Raw genomic sequence first — 12,162 nt, 5'->3', positions numbered from 1 at the left:
CGCCTCAACGCCCCCATACGCCGGGTACGGCATCCACCGCCTGGGCGATGGCCGCCGCAATGGCGCGGTCGTCCCCGGTGTCGGGGTGGGAGTCGCATCCCCGGAAGGACAAGCCCGTCACCGGCACGAAGCTGATCCGCCGTTCGCCTTCGGTCTTTAGCCGGTCGGCCACCTTGTCGACCTCGGCAGCGATTTCGCCATCGGCCAGATCGGTCGCCCAGAGGACGAAATACGCCTTGGGATATTTGCGCCGCAGGTCATGGACGAAGGCGACATAGCGGCCCTCGAAATCGCGGTGCAGCGCATCGCGATCGCGCCAGCGTTCCCCGGCCTTCAATGGCGTGGTGAAGTCGTTGGTGCCCAGGGCGATGACGACGATCTGCGGGTTCCAGCCCGGAGAGCTTGCCGCGATATCGGAGTCGAACAGGGCGAAGGGATAGGCCTCCGGCAGCGTCGGCGCGGCAAAGCCGCCATAGTTGCGCACGATCCCCCGGCCGGAAATGGCGTTGACCTGATAATCGGCGTTATAGCGCGCCGCCGTCACGCCCGCCGGGCCGAGCGAGGTGTTCGTGGTCTCCCAAATGGCGTCTTGGCCGCATTGCCGGGTGAGCGAGGTGTTTCCGTAGCCGACCGTGTGGGAGTCCCCGATGAACTCGATCTGTCGGGCGCGGGGATGTGGAGCGGGGAGGGGCGTCGTGCCGCCGGGGGCGAACAGGCCTCGAAACTCGGTCGGCCCCGCCTGGCTTTCGCTGACCACATCGACGCGGATGCGGTGTTCGCCCGCGCCCTGGGCGGTAACACGATACAGGCCGGGCGCGGGGCGGACGAGCGATATGGGCGCGCCGCCATCGATCGCGATGCGAAGCGAGACGGCACCCGGCCCGATCCCCAGATCGACGGCTGGCCCACGGAAGGCTCCCTCCCAATAGGTGCCGGGCCATTGCCGACGATAGCTGGTCCCATCGACCACGCGTCCGCCGTTATGGAGGGGCAGGGGATGCCCCGCTGGTGCCTCCGCGGCCAGCGGTCGGATCGCGCCCTGCGGACCGGTTCGAGCCTGCGAATCGGAAGGCAGGCCGGTCAGCAGCAACAGGCTGGCGGGGATTAGGCCACGAAGCATCGTCTCTCCTGAAGGGACATTGTTCGTCTTGCCCCTGCACGGATTGCTAACTCCGTTGCGATCCGGTGCAATCGGAATCCTCTTCCGGATTTGCCTTGTTGACAGTTTCGTCATGAAACCGGCACGGCAGGGAAAAGCGATAGGAGAGATTTGACGATGGCGTTTTCCCGGAGCCTGGCCATGATCGTGGCCGCGACCGTCCTGAGCAGCGGCGCGATCGGGCAGCAGGCGGCCCCCGTCGCGCCCGACGCCGCAGCGGTGGCGCATCCCGATCTGTGGCCCAAGCTGTCCCTGAAGCGCCAGCGTGATCCCAAGGTCGAAGCGCGGGTCGAGCAGATCCTGTCGCGGATGAGCGTCGAGGACAAGGTGGGTCAGTTGATCCAGGTCGACATCGCCTCGATCACGCCCAAGGACCTGGAGACCTATAAGCTCGGCTCGATCCTGAACGGCGGCAATTCCGCGCCCAATAACGACGAATTCGCGCCCGCGCCCGAATGGCTGAGGCTGTTCGACGCCTTCTGGGACGCCTCAACGAAGCGCAGCGACGGTCGCCCGCAGGTGCCGTTGATCTGGGGCACGGACGCGGTGCACGGCGCGAACAATATCGTCGGCGCGACGCTGTTCCCGCATAATATCGGGCTGGGTGCGGCGCGCGATCCCGAACTGATCCGCAAGATCGGCGCAGCGACGGCGGCGGAGACGGCGGCGACCGGCATCGACTGGAGCTTCGCGCCCACCGTCGCGGTGGTGCAGGACGACCGGTGGGGTCGCACCTATGAAAGCTATTCGGAAGATCCCGCGATCGTCGAATCCTATGCCGGACAGATGGTCGAGGGCATTCAGGGCCGGGTCGGCGGCGACTTCATGAAGCCCGGCCACGTCATTTCCTCGATCAAGCATTTCCTGGGCGATGGCGGGACCGGCGGGCGGGACCAGGGCGATACGCGCGTCTCGGAGGAGGTGCTGCGCGACGTGCACGCTGCCGGTTATCGCAGCGGCCTGGTCGCCGGCGCGTTGACCGTGATGCCCAGCTTCTCCAGTTGGAACGGCACCAAGATGACGGGCAACAAGAGCCTGTTGACCGGCGTGCTGAAGGACCGGCTGGGCTTTGACGGCTTCACCATCGGCGACTGGAACGCCCATGGGCAGGTGCCGGGTTGCAGCAACGAGGATTGCCCGGCGGCGATCAATGCCGGGCTCGACATGTTCATGTACTCCGGGGCGGGCTGGAAACAGCTCTATGACAACACGCTGCGCGAGGCGAAGGACGGAACCATCCCAGCCGCGCGTCTGGACGATGCGGTGCGTCGCATCCTGCGGGTGAAGATGCTGGCCGGTTCGTTCGAGGCGGGCCGCCCGTCCTCCCGGCCCGTCAGCGGGCAGTTCAAGCTGATCGGTGCGCCCGAGCATCGCGCCATCGCCCGTCAGGCGGTGCGGGAGTCGCTGGTTCTGCTCAAGAACAATGGCGGTGTCCTGCCGCTGAAGCCCGGTGCGAATATCCTGGTCGCGGGTCGCGGCGCGGACAATATCGGTCAACAGGCGGGCGGCTGGTCGATCACCTGGCAGGGAACCGGCGTCTCCAATGTCAATTTCCCCAACGGCCAGTCCATCTGGTCGGGGATCGACGAGGCGGTGCGCGCGGGCGGCGGCAAGGCGACGCTGGCGGTCGATGGCCGCTATGCGACCAAACCCGACGTCGCCATCATGGTGTTCGGCGAAACCCCCTATGCCGAATTCACCGGCGACCGTCCGACATTGGAATATAGCCCGGAGGACAAGAGCGACCTCGCGCTGCTCAAGAAATTCAAGGCCGCCGGTATCCCGGTCGTCGCGGTGTTCCTGTCGGGCCGTCCACTCTGGGTGAATCCGGAGATGAATGCGGCGGACGCCTTCGTCGCGGCCTTCCTGCCGGGAACCGAGGGCGGCGGCGTGGCCGATGTCCTGATCGCGGGGCGGGACGGCAAGCCGCGCCATGATTTCCACGGCAAGCTCAGCTTCTCCTGGCCCAAGCGCCTCGACCAATATGTCCTGAACAAGCGCGACCCCGGCTATGATCCGCTGTTCCCGATCGGCTATGGCCTGACCTATGCGCAAGGCGGCACGGTGCCAATGCTGAGCGAGGTGCGTCCGGCGGTCGCGGCGGGGGATCAGAACGCCCTGTTCGTGCGGGGCCGCGTCGTCGCAGGGGCGCGGCTGGACCTGGGCGGCGCGGTGCAGCAGAGCCGTATCGACCGCGCCGCACAGGAGGACAGCCTGCGCTTCGCCTTTGCGGGCAGCGGCCCGGCCCGCGCCGCGATCGAGGAGGCCAAGCCGATCGACGTGACGCGCGAGTCGAACGGGCAGTTGAGCCTGTTGCTCGATTACCGCGTGACGGCGGCCCCCACGGGTGAGGTTACTCTGGGCATCGAGGGCGGCAAGGCGGCGTCGGCGCCGATCACGGGCGCGCTCAAGGGCGCCCTCGGCGAATGGCGGCAGTTGGCGGTGCCGTTGCGCTGCTTCGCCGATGGCGGGGTGGACATGGCCGCCGTATCCCGGCCCTGGGTGCTATCGACCTCGGGCAAGCTGACGCTCGATATCTCTTCGATCCGGATCGCCAGTGCGCCTCCGGGGCCGGTGAGTTGCGGCGTGCGCTGAGCCGGGGTGATTGGCGGGGGGCGACCGGTCGCGGTCAGCCCCGCCCTTATTCGGCGTTCTCCAGACGAAATTCCACGCCCTCCCAGAAACGCTTCAGGCGATCCAGCGCATGTTGCCTGATGCGGCCTACCTCGTCGTCGGACATCGCCTGAACCCCGGTCGCCTGCAACCGGCCGAAGTCGCGCAACATGCTCTGCGCCGTCGCGCGACAGGCGCCTACCGGGTCCTTGTCGCCGACGAGCAGCAGCGCGTACAGATTCTCCATGATGAAGCCATGGGCGGCCAGATTGCCCGCAATGGCCTCCGCGAATTCGTCGTCCAACAGCGATCTCCTTACGCCCTCGTAAGCGTCGGAGCGCGTTGGAAGTTGCAGGACCAGCCGATCAGAGCCGCAGGCGCAATTCCGCCAGCAACGTGCGCGGCTCACCGGGAAAACTGCCCGTCTGTGCGGAAAAGCCCGAGGCGGTATAGCGCTTGTCGAACAGGTTATCGACGCGCAGCATCAACTCCGCGATCCCCAGGCTCTTGGTGATCGAGGCATCGAAAATCGTATAGGGCTGCACCGTCTGGCCCGACAGGCTGATCCTGCTGGACAGATATTCGCCGCCGAAGCCGATCGCCGTGCCGATCGGCGCGATCTGATAGCGTGTCCAGAAGCCGAGCTGATGGCGCGGCGCATTGGCGAAGCGATCGCCGACCGCGTTGGTCAGCGACTGCCCCGCCACCGTGCCGGTGATCTTCGTGTCGTTATAGGCATAGTTGGCCAGCAGCACCCAATCGGGTGTCAGGTCCGTCGACAGGTCGAACTCGAACCCCTTGCTCGTTACTTCTCCGATCGGACGGAGTTGATCCACGCCGTTGACGGGCGGCTGGGACGGATCGACCTGAAGCAGGTTGCGCCGGATGATCCGGTAGATCGCGGCATTGGCCTGAAGCCGCCCGCCCAGCAGCACCGACTTGACCCCCGCTTCGATCTGGCCGCCCGTCACCGGGGCGAAGGGGCCGCCCGCATCGACATTCTGACTGGCGGCGCTTTGCGGCTCGAAGCTGCCGGACCAACTCGCATAGAGCGACAATCGCTCCTGGGGCTTGAAGATCGCTCCTCCGCGATAGGTGAAGCGGCCATCGCTATAGGCCGAGCTTGCCGTCGTCCGTCCGCCGGTGGCGGTCGTCACGGCGTCATCGAACCGGTCATAGCGAACGCCGCCGACGATCAGCAGCGCGTCGGTGATGCTGATCTGGTCCTGAAGATAGCCGCCCTGCCGCTTGGTCCGCGTATCGGTGACGGCGAAGGGCAGCGCGGCGACGCGGGCGACGTCGCGGCCGGTGACGGTGTAGACCGGCTTGCTCAGCGACAGCGGCGTGACCCCGTTCCGCAGAATCCGCGAGTCGAGGATGCTGGTCTCGTCATACCAGTCGGCACCGGCCTGGAATTTGTGGGTCATGCCCGCAATTTGGACTTTCGCGGTCGCGTTGGCCATGAACGACAGGCCGTCGACGCTGCGGATCTGGTCGCGGAACTCGCGCGCGATCAGATCGGTGCTCCCCGCCACGAAGCCGCGCGGTTCGTGATATTGCTGCGTCTCGGTCGCGTCGAAATAGCGGGCGCCCGCGTCGAACGTCACCGCATCGCCGATCGTGGTGGCGTAACGCGCCTGATAGGCCTGCGATTTCAGATGGAGGAAGTCAGTCGGCTCATTGGCGTTCCAGCGGATGTCGCCCAGGAAGTTGCCGTCATTGTCGACCGGCACGCCGCGAAGGCGGTTGGCCCGAAGGAAATTGTCATAGACGGTCGCCTGGACGGTCAGCTTGCCGCCCTTATTGGTTCGGAACGACAACCCGCCATCGCCGATCAGCGCGCTGTTCTTCGTATTGTAGCGAAAGGGCTTCATCGCTTCAAAGAAGCCGCCGATGCGATAGGTGACGACTCCCTCCGCATCGACCTTGCCCGTCGCCTCCGACGAAATGCCCGCCCGGTCATAGTTGCCGAGCGTCGCGACCGTGCGCAATGCGCTCACCTCGCTCGGTGTCTTGGAGACATAGTTGACGATCCCACCCGGAGAGCCGGGGCCGAAGAACAGACCCGCCGGGCCTTTCAGCACCTCGACGCGGCTGATGTTGAACAGTTGCGGGACCGAGAAGCCGATAAAGGGATTGCCGCGTTGCCCGTCGTAGAAGGACTGGTCCTGTCGAAAGCCGCGAAAGGTGACCCCGGCATAGCTGAATGCACTGACGCCCGAGATATTGCGATAAATGTCGGTCGCATCCCGCGCGCCCTGATCCGTGAACAGGTCGGAATTGATGACCTGCAACGCCTGCGGGATGTTCAACGGGTCTTCGGCGGCCTTTCCGACCGTGGTGGTATCGACCCGGTACAGACGCTGCGCCCGCCCGGTGACGACGACTTCCCTGTCTTGACCCGCGTCTTCTTCGACACGGTCGGACGGGAGGCCGGGCGGCTGTGCCATAGCGGGCATGCACACCAGTGCCGCGACCCAGCCAGCCGCCATCGTAACAAATTTCACATGCCACCCCTTTATTGCTATCGCCTCGCATTAACGAGATTAGGGTTCCGGTGCAACCGTGATGGTCGATGGTCGATGAAGACAGGCAATCGACCGGGGCTTGTGCATCGATCGCGCAGTGCCCGCCATCCTCCGTGAACGGAATGCGTTAAGGCGAGATCATGACCGACGCATCGCTTCCCGCCGCCCTCAGCAAGGGCTCTTCCGAATATCGACGCCTGACCCTGGCGATGCTCTTCGCCGGGTTCGCGACCTTTTCCACCCTTTACGCGGTGCAACCCCTATTGCCGGAACTCGCCCGGCATTATCGCCTGAGCGCCGAGGCCGCCTCGCTCGCCGTGTCGATGGCGACCGGGCCGCTGGCCATCGGCATTCTGGTGGCGGGGGCGCTTTCCGATCGATGGGGACGCCGCTCGCTGATGACGATCGCCATGATGGCGGCGGCGATCCTGACCCTCGCCAGCGCGGTCGCGCCGAGCTGGTACGCGCTGCTCGCCCTGCGGCTGCTGGCCGGACTGGCGTTGGCGGGGGTCCCGGCGGTCGCCATGGCCTATGTCGCCGAGGAGGTGGATGCGGGTTCGATCGGCTCGGCCATGGGCCTTTACATCGCAGGAAGCGCGCTGGGCGGAATGGGAGGGCGGTTGGTCGCCAGCCTCGTCGCGGCGGTGGCCGATTGGCGCTGGGCGATCGCGGCGGTGGGTCTGGCGGGGCTGGCCATGGCGGAGGCGTTCCGCCGTCTGGCCCCCGTGTCCCGGCGGTTTGTCGCGGGCGAGGCCGATTGGCTTTCGCTGCCGCGCGGTGCCGTGACCCTGTTTCGCGATCCGGCGCTGCGGCTGCTTTATGCCGAGAGCTTCCTGCTGATGGGCATGTTCGTCACGGTCTACAACTATGCCGGATTCCATCTGCTGGGACCGCCCTATCATCTGGGACAGGCGACGGTGGGGGCGGTCTTCCTCCTCTATGTCCTGGGATCAATGAGTTCGAGCCTGTTCGGCGGCCTGGCGGGTAGGGTCGGGCGGCGAAGGATATTCTGGCTTCCCACTGCGCTGCTGATCGGCGGGGTCGCGCTGACCCTGGCTGCGCCCCTCTGGCTCGTCGTCGCGGGGATCGCCGTCGTGACGATCGGCTTTTTCGGAGCGCACTCGATCGCCAGCGCCTGGGTCGGCAGGCGCGGCGGTGCGATGCGGGGGCAGGCGGCGGCGTGGTATCTATTCTTTTATTATATGGGGTCGAGCATATTGGGCTCCGCCGGGGGGATCGCCTGGACGCACAGGGGCTGGCCCGGTGTGGTCGGTTTCTGCCTGATGCTGGGACTGTTTGCGCTGATCGGCAGCCTGCTGCTGTTCTGGGTCCGACCCCTGACGGTCGAGCCGGTTTCGACGCCGGTCGTGCCGCCTCAGGCTTGATCGACCTTGGCGGAAGGTCGGACTGTCGGCGATGGTCTCAACCGTCACGGTCCAAGGGCAGACGATGAAACGCTAAGTCGTTGCCGCAAGGGTCGATCGAGGGCAGGGAGGGGCATGTCCCCATCCAACCCCGAACCGATCCTGTCGCGATCATCGCCTCCTTTATCGCTTTTCGGGCTCGCCAATGTCGGGGGCGTGATCGCGTATCTGCCGCTGCTGACCTTGCTGGTACCCTTGAAGGTGGAGGCGATCAGTCCGGACGGGCGGATCGCGCTTCTGTCGCTGATCGCCGTGTCGGGCGCCGTGGTGGCGAGCCTTGCCAATATCCTGTTCGGCTGGCTCAGCGATCGGTCGGCGCAGGCGGGCCGGGGTCGGCGGCTATGGATAGCGATCGGCTTGGTCGGGATACTGGCAAGCTATGCTTTGATCGGTCTGGCGACGACCCCCGTCTCAGTGATCACGGCGATCCTGTGCTTTCAATTGGCAGTCAACGCCGTGCTTGCACCGTTGATGGCGATCATGGCCGAGGAAATCCCGGATGCGAAGCGGGGCATGGCCGGAGGATTGATCGCGCTGGGCAATCCGGCGGCGGCGGCGCTGTCCGCATGGTTGGTCGGCGAAGCGATGCTGGGAGAGGGCGGGCGGCTCGCGGTCGTCGGCGGAATGATCGCGGTCTGCGTCTTGCCGCTGATCCTGACCCACGCGCGGGCGCTCAACGTGCCGATGGTTCCCGAGACGGCGCGATCACGCCCCCCTCGTCGGGACTTGTGGATCGCGGGTCTGTCCAGGCTGCTGATCCAGATTGCGGGGGTCGTGCCCCAGGGCTATCTCCTTTATTATTTCCAGACGATCGTGCCGCCCGCCGAGCGCGCCGATCTGCCTCGCTGGATCGGGCAGGTCTTCACATTGGGCTTCATCGTACCGCTGCCGATCGCATTGCTGTTCGGCCGCGCGGCGGACAGGCCCGAACGGCGCAAATATGTCCTGCTGCTGGCCGCCCTGGTCGCGGCGGCCGGGTTGGTCGCCATGGCCTCCGCGCAAAGCCGGGAGGCGGGGGCGGCGGCCTTCATCCTCTACACCGCCGGATCGTCGGTGTTCGCCGCGCTGCATTCGGGGCTCAGCTTTCAGTTGCTGCCCGATCCGCGTCATCGTGGAAGGGATTTGGGGCTGTTCAACCTGACCAATACCCTGCCGAGCCTTTTGGGAGCGATGCTCGCCTGGGTATTCGCGACGCCGCAGGATTTCGACACCGTCCTGCTGGTGCTGGCCCTGATCACCATGTCGGGTGGGTTGGCGATCCTGGGGGTAAGGACATGGCGATGATGGGCTGTCCCGGCGTCACGGATGATCGGCGTTCCGACTGGGCGAGCGGGTGAAGGAATTGTAGAACCGCGATATGCTGAAGTTCCTGCGCCTGCTGACGGCACTGATCGCCTGTGTCCTTTCCAACGCCGCTCTGGCGGAATGTCGCATGGGCGCTGTGGATGCCTTGCCCGAACGCGCCCTCATCCATCTGCCTTCAAAGCCCTCGACCGTCGCGATGCCGTTGCTGGTGCTTCTCCACGGCAGCACCAGCAACGGTGCGGAGATGCTGCGGGACAGCGGGATGGCCGAAACCGCGGACCGCCATGGCTTCATCGTCGTGGCGCCAAACGGGGGTATCCCGGCGGGCCGTGGCTTCGTCTGGAATATTCCCGGTGTCCCGACCGTCACGGGCGCATTGCCGCCGAGGACGGCTCGTGACGACATCGGCTATCTGACCGGGCTGGTGGACCGCATGATCGCGACCGGCTGTGTTGATGGCGCGCGGGTCTATGCGACGGGCCTGTCCGGTGGCGGGCGTATGACCTCGCTGCTGGGTTGCCACGTGCCGCACCGATTTGCCGCGATCGCGCCGGTCGTCGGCTTGCGGGCGGGTCGGCCGCTCGAAGGCGATCCCGACCGCGTCGATCCCTCGACGTGCCGCCCCGGAATTCCGATGCCCGTCCTCGCCTTTTCGGGCGACGCCGATACGACCAACCCCATCAGCGGCGGTGGTGCGCCCTATTGGCGATATTCGCAGACCACGGCGCTCGCGCGCTGGGCCGCGCTGAATGGCTGTTCGCGCCCCTATGCCCGGACCATCGACGCGAGCGACTATGAGCAGGGCTATACGCTGTGCAGGGGTGATGCGACCGTCGCAGTGCGCGTGAAGCGGGGCGGGGGGCATAGCTGGTCCACCGTCGATAACGAGGCGATGTGGGCATTCTTGTCCCACCATACGCGCTGACCTGCGGCGGTCAGGCGGCGAGGGCATAGCGGCGGCAATGGTCGAGATAGCCCGCCTCATGGCTACCCGCGAGCGACACGACGCTTTCCCACAGCCATGACGGGGTATCGAGCGCGCCCCGCCGATCCGCCTCCAACGTCTCCAGCCAGTCGCAACGGGTCCGGTCATCCATCTGCCGTGCATGGGCCTTGCCCACGACGAAAGCGAGATGACGCGCGGCCTTCACCGCCTCGCCCTGACTGAACTGGTCGACCTCCAGCTTCAGGTCATGCGGGGTCAATTCGCGGATGAAGAGCGAGCGCTCCAGCATATGCACCGGCATCATCCGCGCGCCCAGATAGGGGGACATTGCGTTCGCCGCCGTCACGACACGCTCGGCATCGTCCTTCGGCATGGCCGCGCCCGGTGCGGCGGGGGCGATGGGGGTGGTGGCTTCCTTCAGGTCGATCAGGGCATAGGACCAGTTGCCCTTGCCCGTCTTGAGCCCCACGATCGCGGCATAGCGCAGCAGCCCCAGCGAACTACACCCCTTCATCCAATAGGCCGCATCGACCAAGCGAACCTCACGCCCCTTGGGCTTGCCCTTCAGCGACAGGACCATCCGGGCGACGTCCTCATCGGCGAACAGCGTGGTCAGGGCCTCGCGTTCCTCTGGCGTCAGATCCCAGAATTTCTTGCCGAGCGGGATACGCGGCTCGACGGCGTCCAGCCGTTCCTTGGCAAGGTGCCGCCAACGTCGCCCCAATGCCTCCCGCTCGACGCTGCGGACGATCTCGGACTTGGTACCCGGATCATCGCTGCCCGGATCGCGCATTGCGGCGGCATAGCCTTCGACCATTTCCTCCATCATCCGCATGGTGACGACGCCGGGCAGGTCTGAGCCACGTGCCGCCGTCGCCAGCGACAGCCCCAACCGGATCAGGTCATGTGCGGGATTGCCGATAACGGCCTGGTCCAGATCGCGGATCTGGATTTCCACCGCGCCTTCGCCGTTCGCCACGGGCCCGAGATTGCCGAGATGGCAGTCGCCGCAAATCCAGATGTCCGGTCCCCGAGGAACCCGTCGGGCGGAAGGCGAGTCCGCCAGCCATTCATAGAATTTCGCCGTATTGCCGCGAACATAGGCATGGGCGGACCGGGCCTTTTTAAGGGTGCGTTTGGCCTCGAGAATGGCGAGACGTTCGGTGGGAAGGGGCATTTACGATGGAGCCTCGGACGATGTTTGAAGCAATAACGCCGCACGGCCCCAAAAGTGACAAAACATTGCTGAGCGGCATGCTACCTCGCCGAGCCGACGACCGCCCGCGTCACATCTCCCATCAGGCGCATGCGGGCGGGAATGGATTCCCGCGTGCTGGCGATCATGACGGCAACGGCGTAGCGGTGCCCATCGGGCGCGACCAACAGACCGACGTCGTTGTATCCGGTTGAAAGGCTGCCCAGATCCTGCCCGGTCCCCGTCTTGTGCGCGAGCGTCCAGCCGGGACGAAGCCCGGACTTGAGGCGGAGCGGCCCGGTCTTGCTCGAGCGCATGAGCGTCAGCAGCGAAGACGTCGATCGTGCGGTCAGCAACTTGCCCTGTGCCAGGAGCGAAAGGCCGAGTGTGACGCCGTTCGCCGACGCGCCGTCCATCGGTGCGGCCAGATAGCGACGCAGCGCCTTTTCCCGCGCTTCGTAAGTCATCGCGGCGCGGGCCTGGAGGAAGCCCCAGCCTCCGGCCCATTCGGGTCGCCATTGCAAACCGGCGGTCCGCGCCTGCAATTCCCGCTCGCCGGGGCCGAACTTGACGCCCGTCACGCCCTTCTGGGACAACATGCGATTGATCGCATCGGGTCCGCCGACCCGCCACAGGAGCACATCGTTGCATGTATTGTCGCTGCGCGTCATGGCCCCTCGCAGCAACTCGCCGATGGTCGTCCGATAGCCCGTCTTGCCGACAAGGGCGCGGATCGGTTGGTGAAAGACGGTCAGGTCCGATCGATTGACGGTGATCGGATCGGAGAGTGACAGGCGACCACGATCGACCGCATCCATGACGGCGATCGCGACCCACAGCTTGCTGACGCTTTGTTGCGGGCGGGGACGGTCGCCTTCCCACGCCACGACCCAGCCTTCATCGATATCGCGGACGCTGATGCCCACCTCGCCCTTGAAGGTGCTGCCAAGGGCCTGAACCGCGTTGAGCAGGTCGGCGGAGGGCTGGGGGCG

9 protein-coding genes are annotated in these 12,162 nt (G+C 65.9%); 4 read left to right on the top strand and 5 right to left on the bottom strand.

Translation table 11 applies throughout. The features are described from left to right. Positions 1-4: 4 nt before the first annotated feature. Positions 5-1,120 carry an SGNH/GDSL hydrolase family protein gene (locus SM191_RS12975; protein ID WP_341506562.1) on the bottom strand — a complete coding sequence of 372 codons (1,116 nt, stop codon included), beginning with the start codon at positions 1,118-1,120 and terminating at the stop codon, positions 5-7. 156 nt (positions 1,121-1,276) lie between these two features. Between SM191_RS12975 and SM191_RS12970 the strand changes: the two genes are divergently transcribed. Then, complete coding sequence (locus SM191_RS12970; RefSeq protein WP_341506561.1) at positions 1,277-3,754, top strand: glycoside hydrolase family 3 protein; 2,478 nt, start codon at positions 1,277-1,279, stop codon at positions 3,752-3,754. Between the two features lie 46 nt (positions 3,755-3,800). Here SM191_RS12970 and SM191_RS12965 read toward each other — a convergent pair whose 3' ends face one another. Continuing rightward, the gene (locus tag SM191_RS12965) at positions 3,801-4,076 is read right to left on the bottom strand and encodes a hypothetical protein (protein ID WP_341506560.1); all 276 of its coding nucleotides are present in this window, start codon (positions 4,074-4,076) and stop codon (positions 3,801-3,803) included. A 61-nt stretch (positions 4,077-4,137) separates the two neighbouring features. Continuing rightward, positions 4,138-6,279, bottom strand: a complete 2,142-nt coding sequence (locus SM191_RS12960) for a TonB-dependent siderophore receptor (RefSeq protein ID WP_341506559.1) — start codon at positions 6,277-6,279, stop codon at positions 4,138-4,140. A 161-nt stretch (positions 6,280-6,440) separates the two neighbouring features. On the opposite strand from SM191_RS12960, the gene SM191_RS12955 reads away from it, so the two are divergent. From SM191_RS12955 to SM191_RS12945, 3 genes are all read left to right on the top strand, one after another. Further along, positions 6,441-7,685 (top strand): MFS transporter, encoded by a 1,245-nt coding sequence (locus tag SM191_RS12955; protein WP_341506558.1) that lies wholly within the window; start codon positions 6,441-6,443, stop codon positions 7,683-7,685. A 114-nt stretch (positions 7,686-7,799) separates the two neighbouring features. After that, positions 7,800-9,008 carry an MFS transporter gene (locus tag SM191_RS12950; protein ID WP_341506557.1) on the top strand — a complete coding sequence of 403 codons (1,209 nt, stop codon included), beginning with the start codon at positions 7,800-7,802 and terminating at the stop codon, positions 9,006-9,008. Positions 9,009-9,081: 73 nt separating this feature from the next. Next, entirely contained in the window at positions 9,082-9,954 is an 873-nt protein-coding gene (locus SM191_RS12945; RefSeq protein ID WP_341506556.1) for an alpha/beta hydrolase family esterase, read from the top strand. Positions 9,955-9,964: 10 nt separating this feature from the next. Here SM191_RS12945 and SM191_RS12940 read toward each other — a convergent pair whose 3' ends face one another. Beyond that, a complete protein-coding gene (locus tag SM191_RS12940) occupies positions 9,965-11,152 on the bottom strand; it encodes a DUF2252 family protein (RefSeq protein WP_341506555.1) in 1,188 nt (395 codons plus the stop codon). Between the two features lie 80 nt (positions 11,153-11,232). Then, a partial coding sequence (locus tag SM191_RS12935) for a serine hydrolase (RefSeq protein WP_341506554.1) occupies positions 11,233-12,162 on the bottom strand: 930 nt, incomplete at its 5' end.

The sequence above is a fragment of the Sphingomonas sp. 2378 genome, assembly GCF_038084995.1.
Taxonomy (GTDB): Bacteria; Pseudomonadota; Alphaproteobacteria; order Sphingomonadales; family Sphingomonadaceae; genus Sphingomonas.
The sequence above is the reverse complement of the archived record's forward strand: the minus strand, read 5'-3'. Positions and strand labels throughout refer to the sequence as shown.